General features: G+C 65.5%; 20 protein-coding genes, 1 tRNA gene and 1 pseudogene. 16 read left to right on the top strand and 6 right to left on the bottom strand.

The window, feature by feature from the left end; translation table 11 throughout:
* Position 1: 1 nt before the first annotated feature.
* The 4 genes from OG716_RS06035 to OG716_RS06020 form a co-directional block, all read right to left on the bottom strand.
* Entirely contained in the window at positions 2-1,000 is a 999-nt protein-coding gene (locus tag OG716_RS06035) for a conjugal transfer protein (protein ID WP_405139553.1), read from the bottom strand.
* A gap of 93 nt (positions 1,001-1,093) precedes the next feature.
* The gene (locus OG716_RS06030) at positions 1,094-2,212 is read right to left on the bottom strand and encodes a GAF domain-containing protein (RefSeq protein ID WP_405136702.1); all 1,119 of its coding nucleotides are present in this window, start codon (positions 2,210-2,212) and stop codon (positions 1,094-1,096) included.
* Positions 2,213-2,364: 152 nt separating this feature from the next.
* Positions 2,365-3,288, bottom strand: a complete 924-nt coding sequence (locus OG716_RS06025) for an ROK family protein (RefSeq protein ID WP_405136701.1) — start codon at positions 3,286-3,288, stop codon at positions 2,365-2,367.
* A gap of 2 nt (positions 3,289-3,290) precedes the next feature.
* Positions 3,291-3,740 carry a hypothetical protein gene (locus OG716_RS06020; protein WP_405136700.1) on the bottom strand — a complete coding sequence of 150 codons (450 nt, stop codon included), beginning with the start codon at positions 3,738-3,740 and terminating at the stop codon, positions 3,291-3,293.
* 275 nt (positions 3,741-4,015) lie between these two features.
* Between OG716_RS06020 and OG716_RS06015 the strand changes: the two genes are divergently transcribed.
* From OG716_RS06015 to OG716_RS05990, 6 genes are all read left to right on the top strand, one after another.
* On the top strand, positions 4,016-4,651 hold the full coding sequence (locus OG716_RS06015) for a MerR family transcriptional regulator (RefSeq protein WP_405136699.1): 636 nt from the start codon (positions 4,016-4,018) through the stop codon (positions 4,649-4,651).
* A 246-nt stretch (positions 4,652-4,897) separates the two neighbouring features.
* The gene (locus OG716_RS06010) at positions 4,898-5,851 is read left to right on the top strand and encodes an AraC family transcriptional regulator ligand-binding domain-containing protein (protein WP_405136698.1); all 954 of its coding nucleotides are present in this window, start codon (positions 4,898-4,900) and stop codon (positions 5,849-5,851) included.
* A 196-nt stretch (positions 5,852-6,047) separates the two neighbouring features.
* Complete coding sequence (locus OG716_RS06005; protein ID WP_405136697.1) at positions 6,048-6,179, top strand: hypothetical protein; 132 nt, start codon at positions 6,048-6,050, stop codon at positions 6,177-6,179.
* Positions 6,180-6,262: 83 nt separating this feature from the next.
* Positions 6,263-7,504, top strand: a complete 1,242-nt coding sequence (locus tag OG716_RS06000; RefSeq protein WP_405136696.1) for an FxsB family cyclophane-forming radical SAM/SPASM peptide maturase — start codon at positions 6,263-6,265, stop codon at positions 7,502-7,504.
* Positions 7,505-7,507: 3 nt separating this feature from the next.
* Complete coding sequence (locus OG716_RS05995) at positions 7,508-9,172, top strand: aKG-HExxH-type peptide beta-hydroxylase (RefSeq protein ID WP_405136695.1); 1,665 nt, start codon at positions 7,508-7,510, stop codon at positions 9,170-9,172.
* Complete coding sequence (locus OG716_RS05990; protein WP_405136694.1) at positions 9,169-9,711, top strand: GNAT family N-acetyltransferase; 543 nt, start codon at positions 9,169-9,171, stop codon at positions 9,709-9,711. Before OG716_RS05995 ends, OG716_RS05990 begins: the two co-directional genes overlap by 4 nt.
* Here the strand turns inward: OG716_RS05990 and OG716_RS05985 are convergent.
* Positions 9,702-10,994, bottom strand: coding sequence for an MFS transporter (locus tag OG716_RS05985; RefSeq protein ID WP_405136693.1), 1,293 nt, complete (start codon positions 10,992-10,994; stop codon positions 9,702-9,704). The two genes, OG716_RS05990 and OG716_RS05985, sit on opposite strands and share 10 nt — an antisense overlap.
* A 41-nt stretch (positions 10,995-11,035) precedes the next feature.
* Positions 11,036-11,683, bottom strand: a complete 648-nt coding sequence (locus tag OG716_RS05980) for a hypothetical protein (RefSeq protein ID WP_405136692.1) — start codon at positions 11,681-11,683, stop codon at positions 11,036-11,038.
* A gap of 566 nt (positions 11,684-12,249) precedes the next feature.
* On the opposite strand from OG716_RS05980, the pseudogene OG716_RS05975 reads away from it, so the two are divergent.
* The 10 genes and pseudogenes from OG716_RS05975 to OG716_RS05930 all read left to right on the top strand — a co-directional run.
* Positions 12,250-12,776, top strand: a pseudogene (locus OG716_RS05975) (SDR family oxidoreductase); the annotation flags it as partial.
* Positions 12,777-12,986: 210 nt separating this feature from the next.
* Positions 12,987-13,063: transfer RNA gene (locus OG716_RS05970), tRNA-Pro, on the top strand.
* Positions 13,064-13,534: 471 nt separating this feature from the next.
* Entirely contained in the window at positions 13,535-13,762 is a 228-nt protein-coding gene (locus OG716_RS05965) for a helix-turn-helix transcriptional regulator (RefSeq protein WP_405136691.1), read from the top strand.
* A 51-nt stretch (positions 13,763-13,813) separates the two neighbouring features.
* A complete protein-coding gene (locus OG716_RS05960) occupies positions 13,814-15,001 on the top strand; it encodes a tyrosine-type recombinase/integrase (RefSeq protein WP_405136690.1) in 1,188 nt (395 codons plus the stop codon).
* Positions 15,002-15,367: 366 nt separating this feature from the next.
* Positions 15,368-16,471 carry a DUF4192 domain-containing protein gene (locus OG716_RS05955; protein ID WP_405136689.1) on the top strand — a complete coding sequence of 368 codons (1,104 nt, stop codon included), beginning with the start codon at positions 15,368-15,370 and terminating at the stop codon, positions 16,469-16,471.
* Positions 16,468-17,421, top strand: coding sequence for a DNA-processing protein DprA (gene dprA, locus OG716_RS05950; RefSeq protein WP_405136688.1), 954 nt, complete (start codon positions 16,468-16,470; stop codon positions 17,419-17,421). Before OG716_RS05955 ends, dprA begins: the two co-directional genes overlap by 4 nt.
* On the top strand, positions 17,418-18,869 hold the full coding sequence (locus OG716_RS05945; RefSeq protein ID WP_405136687.1) for a magnesium chelatase domain-containing protein: 1,452 nt from the start codon (positions 17,418-17,420) through the stop codon (positions 18,867-18,869). The genes dprA and OG716_RS05945 overlap by 4 nt, the downstream gene beginning before the upstream one ends.
* A gap of 448 nt (positions 18,870-19,317) precedes the next feature.
* Positions 19,318-20,019 (top strand): hypothetical protein, encoded by a 702-nt coding sequence (locus OG716_RS05940; RefSeq protein ID WP_405136686.1) that lies wholly within the window; start codon positions 19,318-19,320, stop codon positions 20,017-20,019.
* A gap of 46 nt (positions 20,020-20,065) precedes the next feature.
* Positions 20,066-20,647: a hypothetical protein gene (locus OG716_RS05935; protein WP_405136685.1), complete on the top strand. Its 582-nt coding sequence runs from the start codon at positions 20,066-20,068 to the stop codon at positions 20,645-20,647.
* 111 nt (positions 20,648-20,758) lie between these two features.
* The gene (locus OG716_RS05930; RefSeq protein ID WP_405136684.1) at positions 20,759-21,964 is read left to right on the top strand and encodes a hypothetical protein; all 1,206 of its coding nucleotides are present in this window, start codon (positions 20,759-20,761) and stop codon (positions 21,962-21,964) included.
* Positions 21,965-21,989: the final 25 nt, after the last annotated feature.

Here is a 21,989-nt window from a genome sequence, read left to right as displayed (position 1 = left end):
ATCATTTCTGCGTCGCGGGCGGGATCTGCACCGCAGCGGCCGAGGTGGTGGGGGCGGCGGCGGCAGCGGCCGCCGATTTGTTCGCTGTCTGACCGCTGGACACCGTTATCGGATTGCGCAGTGCGGGAACCGATTCCACTGACCGCACCTGCCACTGTCCGGCCGCGCGGACCATGTCCAGCGGATACGCCAGGGTGGGCGCGGCGGAGCCGTCGGCCTTCGGATTGATCGAGGCGAGTACCCGTGCCCTGGACGTGCTCGCCCCGCACCCGCTGTCATCGGAGGTCACGGCGGTGGTCTCCACGGCGCTGAACGGCGCCGGCCGCAGGGCCGCGATACCGGAATCGGGTGTGGTGTACCGCGCTATATCTCCGGAACCGGTCAGCATGGCCTGCAGAAATCCCGAAGCCACCTGTGCCAGCGGCGAATCCGCCGCACACGAGTTCGAGTACGCGAGTACCAGATCGATGCCACGCTCGGGCGGCGCTACCGCGGCGGGCACGGTCAGCGCACGCAGCCGCCCGTCCACGACCGAAACCGCGACGCGGTAGTACTGACGTGCGTCATCGGTCACCCCGGCCCGCTTCGGCATGCGCACCGACACCGTGACCGCCCAGACATCGAGGTTGCCGGTGGATTCTGTGCGCGTGCTGAAAACGATCTCCGGATCGGTCACCTGCCGTCCGGCCGCGGGCAGGGTGATCTGCTGTGCGGCGCCGACGAATTCCGAAATTCGGTCCTGCTGACCGGCGGATGCGCTCAGATACGTCACCACGAATTCGCGGGCGAAAGATCCGGCCAATTGCGCACGGCCGATCAGGGAAATCGTCGAGCTTTCCGATGGACCCGGCGGTGGTGTGGCGAATGCGTCGAATACCGCATGCCCCCCGCCGATCACCGCGGAAACAGCCAGTATTCCGACAATAATATTGTCCCGGCGACGGCGTGCCGCCATCCGGCGGAGCAACGCATCGCCCGAGTTCGCCGATCTGCCGGTCATTGTGCTCACTCCGGAAATGGTAGAGAGCCGGGCGATTTCGCATTTCCGGCCCGTTCCCATTCATGGGAAGCCATGCGGGCACGGATCGGTTCGTCAGCACAGCGCCCCGCGGTCCATCCGGCCCCGGAGCCGATGCCGCAACTGTTCGTCGTAGCCGAACGGCGGGGAACACCCGGGTCGGTCGGAGACCGATTGCACGGATTCCGGCATCGAGAAGTCCTCGGCGACTCGCACGAATTGCGCGATCGCCAACTGCTGACCGGAGAACCCGGGATAGGGGAAAATCAGCAATGAGGTCGGCGTGTACGAGCCGCCGTAATTGAGCGCGCGCACGGTGACGCCCACGGTCTCGCCTGCCCGAAGGCGCGCGCTCGCGGCCACCAATCGCTCCCGATCGTCCGGATGGAAGACATCGCGTGGCCGAAAGAGGTAGTCCCACCTCACCCACGGCGCGGGATCGGTCAGCCAGTGCGAGATGCTGGTGCGCTCGAGCTGGATCATGGCCAGACAGGTCCCCGCGCGGCGGTGCGCCTCGCGCAGCCCAACGGATTCGAGCGCCGGGTACGGCGCCTGGATGTGATCCGGGGTGATGTCCTCTATCAAAAGCCAAGCGCCGCAGCAGCGTTCATCATCTCGGGAGCGGAGCGTGAAACGCCACCGGCCCGGCCGCTGCGCACCGTCCGCGATGGTGGCGTCGAACTGCAGCTTCCCGCCCTGCTTCGGCTCGTACAGCAGATCCAAGACTTCGGCGTGCCGGTCGAATCCCGACACCCGATGGAACAGTTCGGCGATCGACATTCTCGGCGCGTACTCCTCGGCGGACGATCCGGTCAGCCGGGTGATGCCACTCGGCAGTGCAACTGTCTGGGAGTCGAGGTCCCAGATGGCGCCGATCGCGGTGGGCGGGGCCGGAATCGGCGCGGCGGACGGTCCGGCCCAGAACCGGATCGCGTGCACATCGCCTGCCGGTCCCAGCACCGGCCGGGTCAGCACCGAGTAGGGGCCTGCCTTGGTCGGCACTGTCAGATCGCCGTCCTGCGCCCGGTTATGCGCGGACCAGATCGCCTCGGCGATATCGGCGGTCTTCATTCCGTGGTAGATCGCGGGGGTTTTCGCCAACTGGCGTTGCAGGACCCGCTGCCACCCGGCGAAGTCACGGGGTGAACTTCCCACCGACGCAACGGACATGATCTCCGGCGTCAACATCTCCACTGTTATCCATGGAATCACCGAGCCGTTCTGCATCGCATCCGCCTGTACCGCCGTGCCTCCGATCTCACAGCTCGAAGGACCCTAGTCAGTAATCTAACGTACCGATGATCAGCGGCACAATGAATGAGTCATATAAATCCATTCGGTTGCATTCACTGAGAATTAGCTACTGACTGGGACCTGGCATTAGCGGCCGCTTCGACCGACAATCCCAGCACCCCCGCTCCGAGCAGAACGGCGTTTTCGCCGAGCTCCGACGGCACGACACGTAAGCCGGGCAGATAGCCGAGCCTGGCATGCGCCGCGACCGCCTGCCCGAGCGGTTTCCACAGCAGGGGCCCGGCCGTGATCAGATCGCCCCCGACGACAACCAGATCCAGGTCCAGCAATGCGGCAACCGACGAGATCGCCAGTCCCACAGCGGTTCCGGCCCTCGCGATCGCGACCGCGGCCGCCCTCTCGCCCGCGCCGGCCGAATCCACCAGTGCTCCCATCGATTCCCCGGACCAGCCCTGCGATCGCGCCCAGCGCAGCACGGCGGCGCCACCGGCCACCGCCTCGAGGCAGCCCCGGCCGCCGCAGTCGCAGGGCTCGTCGAACCCCGGCACCAGGACATGCCCGACATTGCCGCCGTTCCCGGTGCGGCCGACCACACCGAAACCACCGATCGTGATGCCGCCGCCGATATGCTCCGAGAGCGATATCGCCAGTGAGTCCATGACGCTCCGGGTCGCCCCGAAGGTGCGCTCGGCCATGGCCAGGCACACCCCGTCGAGCGCGAGTTGCACTGCGGCGGTGGGGAACAGCTTCTGGACGGCATCCACGAGGCCGAATCCCGTTCGCCACTGCGCGATTCCGGCCGGGGCCACCACACCGGCGGCCATATCGATGGGCCCCTCGCAGGCGATGCCCACCGCGGTGACGTCGCCCCCGGCCGCCGTTTCGAGCAGCAGGTCGCGGCAACTGTCCCAGGCTCCTCGCACGGGCACCGGTACGCGCAGGACTTCAGCGTCCTCGCCGCCGACGCTGCCGGCGGCGATATCCGCGCCGCCGATCTGTAAGGCCAGGACGGTCATTCCTACGCGCCGCCCGTACCGGTCGGCCGCAGGGGACGACCGAGAACAAGGTGACGCCGCGGCGCCTCGGGGACCGATTCGGCGGGTTGCGCACTGGTTCCCGTCCGGATGATGCGCATCGGACGCCGATGATCGAGCGGGGTGACACGGTACCGATCCAGATTCTCGATCACCCTGCCCGAGTTGTCGTACGCCACGCCGGCCCAGATCATCGCCTTGGGCGCATCTCCACGCGTGATCAGCGTCGATGCGAGCTGCTCGCACTTCGACCGGAGCGGGCAGCTCCCGCAGACCTCGACCGCCGCTCGCCACGATTCGGGCGTTCCGACATCCAGGTCCCAGTCGTTCGGGCACGTCGCGCACGGCGGCCGATCGGCCTTCGCCGCGGTCACCGTGGCTCGCGACGCACGCGAGTACGGAAAAGACAGGGAAATACAGGTAATAGCACTCATGGCCGTCTCCGGAAATGCCGTGGGCGTCTCGCGATTTCGCGCGCGCCCCACTGATCGGGCGGATCGTCAGGGCTGTTCGACAGTCCCCGGAAACCAGCTGTTCAAGCCTGGTTCTCGAACGTTAGCCGATCAGTGTCTACCCGGCAAGCTTTATGCCGTCATGCAACGGCACATTGACCAGAAGTTCTTTTATTTGTATCGTCGGCTAACGGCACGTTCAACCCCGAACCGTCTGCGCGGACGGGGTTTCGATACCAAAGGGCGATGGCGGCACAGTGGACTACACAATCGATGAACTGGCACGGGTAGCCGACACCACCGTGCGGAGCGTTCGCGTGTACCACGAGCGCGGGCTGCTCCCGTCGCCCGAAGTACGCGGTCGCACCGGTTATTACGGGCCGGACCACCTCAATCGACTGCAGACGATCAGCCGACTGCTCAGCCGGGGCATGAAGTTGAACGGCATCCGGGAGCTATTGGAGGCATGGGACCGCGGCGACGGCCTCGCCGACGTACTCGGCGTGACCGACCAGGCGGGCGAGGAAGTCTCAAATGCGACCGCCGAGGATACCGAGCTCATCGAGCCTATTTCGCTCGACAGCCGCCGACCGGCGGATTCGCAGTCGCACGCACTGGTCGCCCAACTCGTCGAGACCGGCGTCGCACCCAGTGCGGCTTTCGATTTCATCGAGCGGCTCAGCTCGGACTGTGATCAGCTCGCTGCCCGCTATGCCGACAAACTCTTCGATCACATGGCCACACGCGACCCCGGACAACCCGAACGTGCGATCGGCGACTTCACCTCGATGAAGACCGACCGAGAGATCTCCCGGCTGATCGCCAGCCGTGCGGTCTCCACTCTGATCGATCAGGCCCTGACTCGCCATGCCGAACTACCTACGACTTCGTGAGCCGAGGCGTCGTGCAATCCCTACCATCCATACGCTTTTCCCATCGTCGAGTCCGGGACCGAACTCCGATTCTCATTGATACCAATCGGTTTGGGCAGGCCAAAACACGCCAACTCTCGGGAACCGAAGCCGTCACTGGCACATCTGCGACAGCCGGGACGTTCAGCGAAGCGAGTGCCGTTGCCGCCGAATGACAAAGGACAGCGTGCGACTGCAGCACCTCCACCCTCGACCGACAGTGTCGTATTGCCGCGGTTCGTCATACAGCGGGCAGTCGAAGCAGGGCTGGATCGGGCGCAATTGCTGCGTGAATGCAGATTGCCCGAGTGGTCGCTCACCGGCGACGACGTCCGGCTGCCGAGTGAGAAGTACTTGCGCATCTGGGAAGTGGCTGAGCATCGCCTCGCGGATCCCGATATCGCCGTACATGTCACCGAGGGCTATGCGGTCGGCGAACTCGGACTGTACGACCTGCTGTACGCGACGGCGCCGACGCTGGGCGCGGGGCTGGCGGTGTGCGGACCCTATATGGGAGCCATCAGTACGAACTTCCGTTTCGACCCCGGTCCCGAAACCGAGCGGGAGATCGGCTTCCACGTCGACCTGATCCACGGCGAGGGGCGGGGCCGGGACCTTGCCATGCAGTTCGCGCTGACCGCCGTCGTCGCGCGCGCCCGGCAGAGCACGAGGGAGCCGGTAGCGGTGGCGCGAGTGACATTCCGTCAGTCCGCACCCCGCACCCATGGCGGCTTGGCGGATGCTTTCGGCACCACCGCAATCGATTTCGGCGCTCCTCGCGACACAGTGGTGCTCCGCAAGGCCGATCTCACACTGCCCCTCGGTACCGCCGACAGTCGCCGGGCAGCCCTCCTCCAGAAGATCGCGGCGACCATGCCCGCGCCGGCGCCCCGCGCGACAACCTGGTCGGATCGACTCACGACCGTGCTCACCGCGGCCCTCGACCGCGGACCGGTCACACTCGACACCGTCGCACACGAACTCGCCATCAGCCCCCGGTCGCTACAGCGCCGACTGGCCGAGAACGGCACAACCTGGCGCACCGAACTCGACCGGGTGCGGCGACTCCGCTTCGAAACAGCCAGCGCCGCAACCCCACTCACCCGATCCGCGCAGGCGGAATTGCTCGGCTACCGGGACGATCGGTCCGCGCGCCGCGCCACCCGGCGCTGGGACCGATGAACGAACCCCGCGGCGGGCGCTGACATTCCAGCATACCGTCATTGCATGTCCCGTTATCTAACGGTACATTAGATTCTGAGCGCTGGAACTCCAGGTCAGCTCACGTGCCGACGAGTGAAGCCGCCTCGCCGAGGCCATCCCACCGCGTGGCCATCGAGCGCTACGACGGGCATCATCCGAACGCAAGGAGACCGACATGAATTTCATCGAACTCGCCGACGTCCCGATGGACAAACTGACTCAACTCGAAGATTCCCCACTGACCGAGGCGGTCGCTGAAACAGAGACCGAGCACGGCCGGATGCGTTTCAGTTCAGCTATCAACTGATCGTCACAGTGGCCATCCGGCATACCGGGTGGCCACTGCCACAGGCTCAGTCCAATCCAAGACGCTCGATTGAGAGTTTCGTTGTGTCCGTTGATATCTCCATGCCCGCATTTTCGGAATGGCCGGACCGCGGCCTCGATCTCGAAGCGTTGTACGACGACGGATGGCAACCTGTCCCCTTCGATCAGTATGTGGTGAAGATCCACAGTCGCTGCAACCTCGCCTGCGACTACTGCTATATGTACGAACTGGCCGATCAGAGCTGGCGAGACCAACCGGTGGTCATGGCGCCGGCCATTGCCTCCGCCACGGCGAAACGTATTGCGGCACACGCTCGCCGCCACGAGCTCGACGCCATCTCGGTCAGCTTCCACGGAGGCGAACCCCTCCTGGCGGGCCACGAACGGATCGCTGCGCTGGCCCGCGAATTCCGATCAGCGGTCGACTCCCGCGTCCAATTGCAATTGAATGTACAGACCAACGGCATGCTGCTCACCGACCGAATGTTGAAAGCGCTGCAGGCGCAGGACATCACAGTGGGCGTCAGCCTCGACGGCGACCGCACCGCCACCGACCGGCACCGCCTGACACGACGCGGGGACAGCGGTTACGACCGTGTCGAGGCAGGCCTGGAACGGCTGACCTCGCCCGCATACCGGCACCTTTTCGCCGGTCTACTCGCCGTCATCGACGTGGACAACGACCCGGTGGGCACCTACGAGAGTCTCGCCCGATTCGCACCGCCATCCATCGATCTCCTTCTCCCCCACGCCACCTGGGCCGCGCCCCCGCCCCACAAGGCCACCCCCGACGGCGGCGTGGATGCCACCGACACCACCTACGGCGAATGGCTCAACACCGCCTTCGACCACTGGTACGACCTCGGCAGGTCACGGGTTCCGGTCCGGTTGTTCCGCAGTGCGATTCGTGCATGGATCGGCGGGTCCGCCGATATCGAACAGCTGGGTACCGGCGCGCTGTCGTTCCTTGTCATCGAGACCGACGGTGCCATCGAGCAGGTCGATTCACTGAAGGTGGCCTTCGAAGGCGCCACCGGAACCGGACTGCACGTACTGCGCGACGAACTCGACGCGGCGTTCCGGCATCCCGGTGTCATTGCCCGCCAGATCGGGATTCGCGCGCTGAGCCCGACCTGTCAGAGCTGCCGGCTGCGAGATATCTGCGGCGGCGGGCAGTACGCACATCGCTACAAACCCATGTCAGGCTTCCTCAATAATTCGGTCTACTGTGCCGATCTCATGGTCTTTCTGGACCATGTGGGGGACCGGTTGCGCGCGGATATCGCCACCCTGCGGAAGGCCTGAGTCATGGAACTCACCGATCTCCTGGTCCGGATGGCGACCGCCCCTGGCGATAGCGACCTGGTGCGATTGCTCGCCAAAGCGCAAATCGGGAAGCGCATGGCGCAAATAGCCGCACTTCTGCAGCAGCAGGATTCCAGCCACCTCACACTGCTGGCGCGGACGCAGTCGTCAGCTCCGCAGCAGTTCCGCCGCTTGCTGTCGGATCCGGGAATCGTCACCGGAGCCCGCCGGGACATCGGCCCCTTGATCGTGGCGGCGGTGATTCTGGGCGGGGCGCAGGCCCGTGTCGACGTCCACGTCATCGACGGCGAAGTACTACTGCCGACGCTCGGCCGGCTGCGTCTTCCGCGGCGGCGGAGCGTGAACCGGCCCGAGCGGGTAACCATCTCAGTCGCGGAGGGACGGGTCTCGGTCGAGTACCGCCCGGATGCCGAAGCTCTTGTCCTACCAGACGATTTGACGTCTGCCACCTCTTCGTGGCAGCCACTCGAGCGGATCACCGCTGGACGGAAAGCCGTGCTCGATGTCGTGCTCACCACGACCGGCCCGTTGCCCGGCATCTACGGGGTACCCGCGGATTTCCATCCACAGTCGATCGTGGAATGGCGGGCGGCGATCACCGCCGGATGGGAACTGCTCGAGAAGGAGCGCCCTGAGCACGCCGCGGCAATTGCCGCCGGGCTGGTGGCGATCGTCCCCGTTCCGGCCGCGCCGAACGGTGATACCACGAGCTGCACGATCGACGGTACGTTCGGGACGATCTTCATGTCGTTGCCGCCCGACCCGGAGACGGTCGCGGTGACCTTGATCCACGAGTTTCAGCACGGAAAACTCTCCGCGGCAATGGATCTCGGCACACTGTGCAGCGTAGACCAGAACCAAGCGCATTATGCGCCCTGGCGCGATGATCCCCGGCCATCGGGTGCGCTGCTCCAGGGTGTGTACGCGCACCTCGGCGTCGCCCAATTCTGGAACACCCACCGAACGGCGGCCCCGAAGCGAGCACTGCTCGCCCATGTGGAGTTCGCTCGCTGGCGCGACGAAACCTGGATCGCATGCCAGGAAATCCTCGACGATGCGGCGTTCACCGAAGCCGGCCGGGTATTCGTGCGTGCACTCGCCACCGAGCTCGATCTCCTTCGCGCCGAGCCGATTCCGGCCGAGGCGGCGGAACTGGCCGACCTGATCGGCCTGACCCACACCATCTCGTGGCGGCTGCGGAACCTCGATATGGAACCCCACGCCGCGAACACAACCGCTGCGGCATGGCTCGCGCGACAGCCCGCGCCACTGCGCCCGCTCGCCCGGCTGGCCGAGCCGGTCGCGAACACTCGGACGGTCAGTGATGCCCAGACCCGGCTCCTGTACGGCCGAGTGGCCGGCGTGCGGACTCCGAAATCTCCTTCGACCGCTGATTCCTTCCCCGCCGCAATCGATTACGGCCACGCCCGGATGGATTACACGGCGCGGCTGCGCCGGAACCCCAACGACCTGGACGCCTGGGCCGGTTTGGCGCTGTCCGTGCCGGCCGCAGATCCCGCGCACCGCTCGCTGCGCTCGGTTCCGGAGATAGTCGCGGCCACGTACCGGCAGGTGGTCCAACTCGGTTCCACCACACCGGATCCGATCGATATCGCGCGCTGGCTCGCGGAAGCGATATCGAATTGACCGGCCCGGACGATATCGCCGAGGTGACGCCGGTCCGCCCGGGCGACGCATCGGGTGTTACCCGCACGCATCTGCTGGCCGTCGAGTGCGCCTTCCGGGATCAGCCCGGAGCCGCGGAGAATCTGCACCGATTCCTCGTGACGAATATGGCCGCTCGCAAACTGCGTGATTGGACAGCACTCGCCGCGAGCGGCGACCCGCGATTCCTGGTGGCCCGCACCCACAACGGCACCGTCGCCGGATTCATCCGATCTACCCTGGCGGACGATGGGGTGGCCGAGATCAACGAGTGGTACGTCGACCCCGGCTGGCACGGCCGCGGTGTCGGGGCAGCACTCATGCGAATGACACTCGGCCATCTCGAAGTGAGCGGCGCCTCGGAAATCCGGGTCCGCACGACGGCTGACACGATCGCTGTGGAGCGGTACGAGCACTACGGCTTCGCGCCGTACGGCACGCCCTCCGGCACCCCGGAGTTGTTGCATCAGTATGGAATAGCCGCGCCGCAAATAGAGCTTCGAAGGTGGCTCTACCGGTAGCTCTCCGGCCCACGGTGAGAAGCCCGTGCGATCCAGTTGGCGGGAACGGCCGGCGGCGCGGCGGCAAACGATCCGGGGTCTTGCAGACGCCGTGCTTGCCGGGCCAGCACGACCATTGCGGCTACCAGCAGCCATCCCGTCGTAGCGATGCCCAGCGTCGACAGGAGCGGTCCCGCCATCAGCGCGCCCAGAGCGGTGCCACCATGGGTCATGAGCTTGCTCGCACCGAAGACTCTGCCGACCAGATCACCCGGAAAAGCGCGCACTCGATTCAGGGTCAACGGCACATTGCCGATCGGCGCCATGAACCCGACTCCCATCCAGCACACTGCCAGCACCACCGGGTTCGAACTGATCACCATGAGCGCGCAGAGCACGACCCACACCCACAGCATGAGGGTCAACGCGATCCGAGGATTGATTCGACCCACGAGTCCGGCCGAGGGCGCGGCAGCGAGCAAGCCGCCCAGGCCGGTGGCTCCCAGCACCACGCCGATGGTCCAGGTCGGATGACCGCTGTCCTTCACCTCCACGGTGATCAGCAGTATGAAAGCCTGGAGTATTACGTTCGTGAACGCGATTATTGCTGTGCTGCCGAACACAAAGGGGTCACTCCGAACGCTTCGCATCCCAGCCCATACGTGCCCCCAATCCCAAATACGAGCAGGGGCCCGATGTGCGGGAGCCGCTCTCGGTTCCACCGCTGCTCGGGAAGGAATTCTGGACAGTGTCCACAGACAGTAGATGTACGAGATGGCGTTTGCAAGGAATGGTAGACCACGAGCCATGCCCAGCGTTATCGCTCCGAAAGTCCGGCCGGCCATATTGGCTATCGGCTGCTCGGCTTCCAAAAATGAGAACGCTGCGGGAAGCTCCTCCTCGGCGAGAACATCTCGAACCAGAACAAGCTCGCTGGTATTGAAGAAGACGTAAGCGGAACCCTCCGCGAACGCGGCCACCGCGAGAAACAGCGCCAGACCCGGCGGCCGCACGACTATCACCGCTGCCGCCAGCAGGGTGGCAGCCAACCCCACGCGCTGGCACGTCACGAGTATTCGCCGGCGGTCCCAGTAATCCGCCGCGACACCTGCCGGTATCTCGAAGATCAGCCCCGGCAATGATAAAGCGAACGCGACCAAGCTCGCCGAGATCGGTGAGCCGGTGATGGCGAGAACCAGCAAGGGATAGGCTATCCGGACGCCTTGCAAACCGATGTGCGAAACAACATTTCCAGACCACAGAAGTAGAAAATTCTTATTACTGAATATGAATGATGCACGCATCTCTGATCACATATCCGGAAGATTGAATCGGTCAGGGATATTCAGACCAGCCGAGTGGCAACAGCGACGATCGCGCGCAGGCCACCACGCCAGGAACGCATGAGCACCCCGACGGCCGACCCTGCGGCAACGAGCATCGACGCCAGCGCCCACAGCGTCAGTCCGGATGTCTTGAGCGGCACCTCTTTGCCTGGCCAAGGGTAGGCGCTTGTACCTCGGACAGCCCCGACCACCAGCGCCAGCTGCGAGCCCAGATCATTGCCCTTCCCGAGCGACGCGACAATCTCAGGCGTGCTGCGGTCGAGATTCAGCACATCTATCAGCACCAAAAGGGTGACGACTATCGCCGCAATCGCAGCGACGCTCCCCGACAGTTCATTGCGTCGAAGAACGGCCTGGATTGCCGCCATCACCTCGACGAGTATTGCGATGGTCGCGAGGATCGCCCAGACACCGTCGATCCTCGCGGAAGCCGGTGCCGATTGAGTCCAGATGGTCATATTCCTAGTCGAATGCACGATCCGGCCGAAAGCATTGACACTCGCCGATCCATTCCAATTCGACGCTGTCACCCATGGCTGGAACATCATGAACAGCAATACCACGCCGCTGGCCGCCACAACGATATACGGCCATATCTCTGTGAACGACCGAGCCGGAACCGGATGCGTCAGCTGCACCATCGCCATACCCAGCGTTGTTCAGAAACTGCCGGACGCGCTGCCGCTACCACTGCCGGAACGCGGCGGGAACGGTGCGAACGGCGGCTGCGGCGGAAGATCGGGCCAGCGGCCCGGAAGTGAGCCCGACCGACCTTCGGAGTGGCCCCGATTGCCGGGGTGATCGAACCAGTCCCCGTCAAATCTCGGCCGGCTGTCGCTACGACTTACCCAGTCGCCGTTCGGGTCCGACCAAGCGTCGGTGGCCGGCCGCTGCCCGGGCCCGCCGTTCGAGTCTTCGCCAGTGCTCGTCGGTGAACCGACGGCGATATCGGCGAATGCCGGTGCGGTCGCGGCGATCGGCGCCGACGCGATGGCGATCACTGCCGCCACGCGTGCGGCGAAGTGTAAGGACTTTGGGAGTGGGAGAGTGCGCATAGGAAACCTCCTGGTCAGAACCATCACGCTGTGTACGGCCCACAAATAACGTACCGTCATACAGCGGCTCGCTATTCCCAGCGGCGGAGACCTCTCTGATGGCAATCGCGGTTCAGTTCAACCTGAGCGAGATCGGCGACCGCGCCCCGGTTAGCGCGGCCTCCGCCGCCACACCCTCGAGCGCCGGCGCCCTCACCGACCTGAACGCCACCACGGACGAGGTGCTCCGCCACGAGGTCGAAATCAAGGCCCTCGGCTACCCGCGCACCGCACGGGCAGTCGCCCCGCACTTCATCGAACAGGGCTGGGGCCGCATCATCAATATCAGCGGACTCGGTGCCCGCCAAGTCAATTCGATCGCCCACACCATCCGCAATGTCAGCGTCTCCGCCCTCACCGACGAACTCGGCCCACAGGGCATCGATGTCACCGTCGTCCACCCCCGCCAGACCCGAACCGAACGCCTCACCCAGCGCCTCACCACCCAGGCGGCAGTCACCGGCACCACAGTCGCCGACCTGGAAGCCGACCTGGAAGCCGACCTCCCCGCAAACTCCATCCGCCGAGTAATCGACGCCGCCGAAGTAGCCGACGTAGTCACCTTCCTCGCCTCCCCCGCAGCGCCGCCATCACCGGCGACGCCACAGCCGCAGGCGGCGGCGTCCCCGGCCCGGTCTACTACTGACGCAAACCCCAAGCAAGTCAGAACAATTCGCCCAAGACCCACTTACCCCCAGTCAAGTGGGCCACGAACCGCAAGCGCCCGACCACAACCCCCGAACCACTCCCCCATCGACGGCCCCAAAACCAGTCCCACACGTCCATAACGTGCCGATTTGGAGGAACCAGGGGGTACTGATGTAATCTCATCGAGCACGAAGCGAAGCGAGTGCAACGGGCTGTGGCGCAGCTTGGTAGCGCACTTGACTGGGGGTCAAGTGGTCGCAGGTTCAAATCCTGTCAGCCCGACCAGGTCGGGGGCGGTTTCCGCCCCCGACCGGTCACGTTTTGTGGACCAATTGTGGACCACAGCGCCTACCCCGGGTATGCCGGGGCTGTCGGGCACAGAGATCATCAACGGATTTTTCGGGTCCTCCGACGTCACCTTCGCGGGCCGTTCGCAGCGCCGCCAACCTCTCGCGCAACATCCCATATCCCGGATGCTCGAGAGTTGCGGGCATATCGGGTTTCGCTCTACCTTGGAGAAACGTCCCAGAACCTGGGGCCTCCCGGTAACCGCAGCGGAGCCGGATGAAGCACCGACTGGCAACTGTTCGCGATCTCCGCGGGTTGCTGTCGATTCCACGCTCGGCGGAGCCGATCCATGTTCTTCGATGTCGCGCCGCCGGACGATTCGGTCCCCGCGTGCGTTGGCTACGAAGGCAATCGAGACGGAGCGCTTGTCGCTGGTCGACCTCCAGGGCCGGAGGGAGGTGGTGGATTATGGAGGAGCAGAACAACAATCACGTGTCTTGGTTGAACCAGCGGATGTATTCGACCGGCGAGGCCGCGCGGCTGCTCGGTGTCGATGCGTCGACTCTGCGGCGGTGGCGCCGTGCGAAACCCGTCGAAGGCCCAGGCTTCATCCAGATATCGAATCGAGTGGCGAAGTACCCGGAAAGCGATATCGAGGCGTATCTGGCTGCGCGGCACGTGATACCGGCTGCGTGATGGTCGCAGTCGATCGGGTTCCGGTCGCGCGGGAGCGGGAGGTGCGCTCCCATGTCTGAGATTCTGAAGCTGCCGATCGGCACGCGACTCAACTGCGATATCGAGAAACTCGCGCGGAGCCGGTCCGGAAATCCGTTCCGCGCCCGGGTGCGATGGACCAATCCACAGTCCGGAAAACGTGATTCGAAGTCCGAGACCTTCCCGACCACCGACCTCGCTGAGGAATGGTTCACGGAAATGAAGACCTTGGCAATGCGCGGCATCTCACCCGCGTGCGCCGACGTCAGTCTGCTGGACTACGGCGAAGCCAATATGAACCTAGCGCTGCGAGGTCTGGAGCAGAAGACTCTGGACCCGTACAAGTGTGGCTGGCGCTTGCGGGTGAAACCTACCCTCGGGCACCTCGGAGTTCCGATGATCACCAACGGCATAGTCGACAGGGCCGTGGTCGGATGGATCGAAGAAGACGGCTGCGGAAAGTCCACCATCAAGAACACTCTCGCAGTCCTGTCCAGGCTGATGGATCAAGCCAAGCGCGATGGTCTCATCGACATCAATCCAGCCCGGGTCCGTGGCTGGCAAGCCTTGTACAAGCAACTCGAAGACGAGCTCCAGAATCCACGCGCGTTAGCGTTGCCCAATTGGCAAGCGTTGGTCGATCTTTGCGACGCGCTGGTTGCTGCCTCGGCCGAGCAATACCAAGGCTGGGGCGACGTGGTCATGTTCGCTGCCTGCACAGCGGCACGCATCGGCGAAGTAGCCGGATGTCGCGTTCGCGACATCGATACAGACTCGTGGATCTGGACTGTTCGCCGCCAGACCACCCGCAGCTCGATAGGAGCAATCGACAAGGGGACCAAGGGAAATCGAGCCCGTTACGTACCGTTGATCGAGGAGATCCAGCCGATGATCGCGGATCGGCTCGCGCCGCGCCGACGCAACCCGGACGCACGGTTGTTCATCGGCCCACGTGGCGGAAGCATCAATACCGGGAGCCTGCACCGAGCAACCCATTGGGACGACGTCGTCGCCTCCCTCGGATACCGGCATCTGGTACGGCATACCCTGCGGCACACGGGGCTCACCTGGTTTGCCGATGCCGGCATTCCAATCCATCGCCTGCAGCAGATCGCAGGACATGCCGACTCACGCGTGACCGAGCTGTACCTGCGTCCAGATCACACGCAGTTGGCGAAGGATTCGAAGAGGATGTCCAACCATCTGCAAAGTGTCGTATGACGGCGTAACCACTGGCGCCCCACACCCTCGTGCGAAGAGGTGTGGGGCGCCAACTGGGTAACCGTCAATGGTCGCAAGGCTATTGACGCGACAACTTTAGCTGGGCTTATCAGCGCGCTCCCACCTTCGGAGCGGTGGGCCGGCGCACGCTACACCGGCGGCGTGGACAGTCAAGCCGCGTGTACCGAACATCCTGCGTGCCGACAGTTCGACCCTGGACCGCGTCGTGGATTTCTCGGCTTGACCGCCCACTGACGCCGCCGGTGTTAACGCGTTGCGCCCACCGCCCCGAAGGCGCGGCGCGAATATCGATATTTAGGTTGTCGCACTGCGCTTTTCGGGCTTGTCCTGTTGAGGAGTCCGATTATGTCTTTGTCCGACATTGTGCTCGAGAACCCCGGTCAGTTCATTGCTGCCGTGCCCGCGATGCTGGGCTTCGTCCCGGAGCGGTCGCTGGTGGTTGCCCTGCTGCGGCAGGAACCTGACCGCACACACGAAGTGCAACTCGTCGCTCGTCTGGATCTACCGACCGCCGCTGACCAGTATTCGCAACTGCCGCAGCGCATTGCGAACGTGTGCGGCAGGTCCGGTGCGATCGCTGCGCTGGCGGTGATCGTCGATGACCGCACCTCCCGCCCCGGCGGTCGCGACGCGGGAGCGGCTGATCACCGCCCGCTGGTCGATGCCCTGCAGCAGCGCCTGGCCGGCTGCGATGCCGTTCTCGCGGGTGCCTGGGGAGTCTCGCGGATCGGTGACACCGCTGAATGGTGGAACATCGAATCGCCGGGCTCCCATGGTCTTCAGCCGGATCCGTCGGCGTCGCAGGTTGCAGCGACCCGCGTCTTCGAGGGTCTCGCGCTGCGCTCGTCGCGCGAGCAGTTGGCCGATTCGATCACTGTCGACGAGGCGATTCGCGAACAGGTGGCCGCCGCGCTGCCCGCTGTGGTCGCTGAGGCACAGCGGCGGCTTGCTCGTGCGATCGAGATCAACAATCCCGATGCCTACAGCAGAATGGCGCTGTGGCAGGTGATGTCGGTCATCACCCAAGCCGGGGACCTGGTCGATATCACACCGAACGCGATCGCCGAAGTCGCTGTCGCACTGCGTGATACCGCGGTCCGAGATGCCATGTTCGGTGTCGCAGGCGGTACGCATGCGCGGGCCGCGGAGGATCTGTGGGGTGTGCTGACGCGCGCTCTGCCGGATCCGGATCGGGCCGAATCGTCCATGCTCCTGGGGTTCAGCGCGTATCTGCGGGGCGACGGCGTGCTGGCCGGGATCGCTCTGGAGCAGGCGCTGGCCTGTGATCCCGACCATCGGATGACGGTGCTGCTCGATATCGGATTGCAGACGGCGATGCCCCCGGCGCGGTTGAACAAGCTCGTGCGCGCCGGTATCGAGGCCGCCGCGGAACTGCGCGTCGATATCGGTATCGCCACCACCGATTCCGGCATGGAGGTCCTGCGGTGAGTGTCGATCGTCTGGCCTGGGCGTTGCTCTCGCGCGCGGCCTCAGGTCCCTGTGGTCCGTTGGTGTCGCTGATCGAGCAGATCGGCCCCAGTCGGGCAGCGCTGATGCTGCAATCGGGTGATCTGCCCGTGGATCAGCAGATCCTCGATCGCGGCGCCGGCGGTTTGCACACCGCCGCACGGGATCTGGACATCATGGAGCGACTCGGCAGCCGATTGGTGACTCCAGAGGATCCGGAGTGGCCGCTGATGCTGGGGTGCCTGCCGTCGTGTTCGGACAACGTCGGTGATGTGCTGCCAGTGGCGTTGTGGGTGCGAGGGCACCGGTCGCTGCGGGAGGTCACCGACCGTACGATCGCGGTGATCGGAGCGCGAGCCAGCACCGAGTACGGCAACCATGTCGCCACACAGATCGCCGGTGATTTCGCCGGTTCGGGCTGGACCGTGGTGGCGGGCGCAGCATTCGGTATCGACGCTGCCGGGCACAGGGCGGCGATAGCAGCTGGTGGAATGACGGTGGCGGTCATGCCGTGCGGGCTCGATCGCCCGTATCCGACCGCGCACGACCGGCTGCTGGACTCGATCGCCGACAACGGGCTCGTCCTCACCGAGTACCCGCCCGGTACGACTGTTCGGAGGCAGAGCTTCCTGGACCGCAACCGGTTGGTCGCGGCCCTGTCGCGAGCGACAGTGGCTGTGGAGGCCGGGCTGCGTTCGGGCACAGCGTCCACGTTGCGATGGGCCGAACGATTCGGGCGCCCGGTGTTCGCGGTTCCCGGGCCGGTGACCTCGGCGGCGTCGGCGGGCTGTCACCGATTCATCGCCGACGGGGACGCGCAGTTGGTCACCTGCGCCGCCGACGTCCGGCAGGCACTGCTGCAACGGCCGCCGCTCGGCATGACCGCACCGTTCGCGAATATGCCGCCCGCACCGCGGGGAGGGATTCGATGACGAGCGTGGCGCACAGCGCGGAACCGGTGCCAGTGTGGTCGATCTGTGTGGGCGACAACTATTCCGGCACCCTGCTGCCGGTGACCGCCCAGCTCGACACCGCACTGGAACCGGCTACGACCGGGATCACGCGTGAGGCTCGGGATCGGGTGCGGGCGGCGATTTGCAATGCCGGACATCAGTTTCCGGACGGGCGGCTGGTCATCTCCGCTCCAGTACCCGCGCAGTGCCGTGCCGACCTGTCGGATCTGGCGGTCGCGGTGGCGATCGAGGCCACCCGTGGGTCGATTCCCGCACGCGCGCTGGCCGATACCGTGTTCATCGGGCAGCTCGGGCTCGACGGCCGGTTGAGCGCACGTATCGGGTTGGCGCTGGCGGTACGCATGGTGCAGCAGGCCGGCCTCAGCCGAGTGGTCGTTCCTGCTGAGCACGCGGATCGGTTATCCCGCACCGCGGGCGTGGAGGTGTTCGCTGCCTCGACGCTCTCGGCCGTGCTGGCCTGGGTCTCCGATCCCCGCCAGCATCTGCGCGCGCCTGTGCCGCAATTGCGTGACCGCCTCGGTGTGCCTGCGGATGTGCGGGTGCGGGAGGCTGTGCAAGTGTGTGCCGCCGGCGGGCATCACCTCGCCGTCACCGGCACAGGAAATGCACCGACTCTGGTGCCCGTGCACTATCTGCATGCGCTACTTCCCTCGTTGTCTCGTCGCGTTGCTCTGGGCGCGAGGAAACTACGCGCCCGGACCGAGGTGACGTGTGTGTCTCCGCTGTCGCTGACACCGCCGCTGCGAGAGCTGCATCATTCCGCGTCGTGGCGGACCGTGTTCGGCACCGCCGATATTGTCGGCGCCGCAGCACGAGCCCATCAGGGCGTGCTGGCCTGCCGGGAATTCCCGCACTGGGATTCCAAGCTTGGTCGTGCGCTGGCCACGCTGACGCGCGAGGGGGTTGTCCGGTTCGGCGACTGCGGGCAGCTCGGCGTCCCTGCCCAGTTCCAGCTGGCGCTGACCGGTCACGACTGCATCTGTGAGGGCACCGATCGCCGCTCACCACCGACAGCGCATGTGTGTTTCCGCTGGCCGCATGAGGACCTGGACGGTTGCGTCGATGTGCGGGTTCGTATCCAGCCGGGGGCGGTCGAAACGGTGTCCCGGGCAAGGCTTACCGGGCGAGAACAGGTGTGCACCGCGCGCCGGATCGCCGCACGCAGGTGGTCACGGCTCGGGGTGTTGACCAACGCCCGAGTGCCGGTCGATGCGTTGCGTGGTGCTCTCGGTGTGCGATCGGCGCTGCTGCGAGAGCTGGACCGGCTCACACAGACCGGTGCGCTGACCGCGGCGCAGGCGGGGGCGGTTTTGGCTGTGGCATGGACGCTGTGCGACCTGCGTGGCGCGACCTCGCCTACGGCCGATGATCTGGAGTACGCGTTGCGCTTACGCCGTCCTGTCTGACCGCTCGAAGACAGTGATCTGCAGGCGCGTGCGGACTGGCGTAATCGGTTGTCTGCCTGACGGTTTCGCGTCGTCCGGGTGGTCGGTGGGGCGGGCACACGCTACACCGGCGGCGCGGACGGTCAAGCCGCACCGCGCCACGCTGGCAGGCGTAAACCGTCACAGCAGTGGCGCCGCTTGTCGGTGCGCCGGCTTGACCGCCCACTCTCGCCGCCGGTGTTCGCGTGAAGCGCCCCACCGACCACACCCGGACGGCGCCGATCAGCACGCGGTGCTGTTGCGGGGTGGGTTGATCCTGGGTGCCTTGTCGTCGACTGGCGTGGGCATGTCGTCGTGGCCCACGCCAGCCGATCACCACCCCTCACACCACCACCCGTCCAGGACGGCCGAATCTCGCGGCCGACTGGATCAGTTTGGTGAATTCCCTTCGCTTCCAAGGAGATTTCTTATGTCGGGATACCGAAATCCGCAAGGCAGCACCGTGGTCGTGCAGCGGGAAGGTTCGTTGCTGCACGTCACGCTGTCTCGCTCGATCGACGATCCGCCGATCTCCGAATCGAGCTGGTCGGCGCAACTGGCCGTGGCAGCGCGCCGTGAACTCGGCAGCCCGGCTCGCCGGGTCTCCTCCGGTGGGGCCTTCACGAACGACGCCGCGAGCGGTCGACGCGAGCGCCGCTGCGCGACCTACACGATCGATTCCGCGTTCACCGTTACCGATCGCGGTGACGAGGTCCACGTGGTGGTCTCCGGCGTGCTCACCGCCGACGGTGCCCGCGCGCTCACCGCACGGCTCCCGCTCGACTTCGTGGTGCGCCGCCATGCAGGCGGGTGGTGGATCGCCCGCGGCGATCGCGTGCTGCACAAGCTCGCTGTCGGAGCGAAAGTCGTTGTGGCACTGCCGCCACGCTGCGAGTTGGCCGACCATTTCGGCAAAGGCATCCTCGCTGTCACCTGCACCACCGTCCGTGGATCGATGGCCCCGTTCCTCACCGTCGCGCATGCGTGCACGGCGCATACCCCGACCTCGGAGCAGGTCCTCGCGCACAACCGGGAACTGGGCGAGAGGGTCGATTCGATCGAGATCACCGATCTCGCCTCCGGCCACACCCTCATGTCCTGGACACCCGAGCCGGCTCCGTCCGGCCAGTGACTTCCGTCAAGTGAAACTCGCTCCACCAGAAAGGGTTCCGATCGTCATGTCCATTCCTTCTTTCCATGAGGATGCCTACGAGAACTCCTGCGATCACGGCACCTGTTACACCATCGAACCCACCGACGAGGTCCCCGTCGGCGGGCGAGTGTTCGTCGATATGGCCGAGCACACTGTGCCCGGTGACGGCGGGTACGAGCGCCGGCCGAAGATCGTGTTCCGGTTCTTCGGGTTGTCGGTGCACGGCCGCTGGCTCGGGGCGCCGGTCAGCACCGCGGCGTTCCATCCGAGCTGGAGCGATCACCAGCCCGGAATGGCGATGCTGTGCCTGGGCGAACCCGGTCACCTGGTCGTCGAAGTGGGGCGGTTGCTCACCGATCAGCCCTCCCATATCGAGCAGGCGGTGCGGACCGTGCTGGTCGCGTTGTCACACCGGTTCCTGACCGACCTGCGGGTCGCGCAGTATCGGCAGGCCGAGGCTGCCCAGCGCTGTGACCGTGCCTCGCGTGCACAGGAATTGGCCGAAATGCGCAAAGACATCGCGCGCCTGCGCTACCGCCACGCGCGCAGCGCGGCCGACGCGGCCGATGCGCTGCTGGCCGCCGTACGTACCAAGGCCAGCTCCTGAATGGTCGCGCCGCCAATTCACAACCTCGGCAACCCTGCGCTCCACCACTGATTGATCCAATCCTATTGAAAGGAAACCTTTCTCGTGTCCGTAGACAGTTACGCTCGTCATTTGTCGTTGCAAGATCTGGTGCCGTTGCTCGAGCAGCAGCAGGCAGCCAAGGTCGATGTGGTCGCGTCCGCGTCCTCGATTCGCGCCACCGGCGGGATGATCGAGTTGTTCGGGGTCGGTCCGGTCGTCGACGATCGTGGTGTCGCCTGCGTCGATGGCCTGTACCGGCCCACCGGTGCGGCCGACGGGCAGATCGCGGACAAGCTCGGTATCCCGGTGCGCTACCTGCGCCGGTTACGCGAACGCGAACGCCTGGACCTCTACGACGGCAACGTCAACGGGTGGCTGCACGGCCCCACCGGCACCGAACTGCCCGAACCGGATGAGCGGTCGTTTCTGCTGCGGTTGTTCACCCCACCGCACCCGGATCAGCCCGGTGTCATGCGCGCCCTGGTGTCGGATCGGTACGGGATCATCGACAACCTCGATGTGCTCGCGGCCGTGCTCGAAGGCATCCGTGATGCCGGGGCCGACACGGAGATCCGGGCCTGCGATCTGACCGATTCCACGATGCACTGCAAGGTGTACTGCCCGCAGATGTCGGCGCTGGCACCGCGGTTCTTGGCCAACTATCGCAGCGCGTTCGCCAACCCGGCGTTGGAGGCTGAGCGTCGCCGTGTCGCAGGCGATCTCGACCGCTGGCGGCCGCTGGCCGCCCGCGAGGGCCAAGGCTACGAACCCGGTAGCGAGCCGGTGGTGTTCGCCGGATTCCGGTTCAGCAACGACGAAACCGGCCACCACGCCGTCCGATTGACCCCGGAACTGGTGGTGCAGATCTGCGGGAACGGGCTGACCATCCCCATGTTCGCCCACACCCAACGTCATCTCGGCGAGCGCCTCGATGCCGGGGCGGTGTCCTGGTCGCAGGACACCTTGCGTAAGAAGCTCGCGGTCATCACCGCGGAAACGCGTGACCGTGTCACCGAATGGTTGTCACCGGAGTTCTTCGCCGCCCGGGTCGAGGAACTCGAACACGCCGCCGGCGCTCCGGTCACCCAACCGGACAAGACCCTCGAAACCCTCTCCAAGCGACTGGGTTTCAGCGAAGCCGAGCGGACCGGGATCTTGTCGCATTTCATCGCCGGTGGTCAGCTCACGGCCGCCGGTATCGCCAATGCGGTCACCAGCTACTCCCAGACAATCCCCGACGGCGACCGCGCCAACGCATTGGACGATGTGGCCCTGCACGCGATGAGTCTGGTCTGACTCCAATTGCCGTGCCACAAAGGCA

Origin of the sequence: Nocardia sp. NBC_01388 (assembly GCF_045040085.1) — a bacterium.
GTDB lineage: Bacteria > Actinomycetota > Actinomycetes > Mycobacteriales > Mycobacteriaceae > Nocardia.
This window is presented reverse-complemented; position numbering and strand designations above follow the sequence as displayed.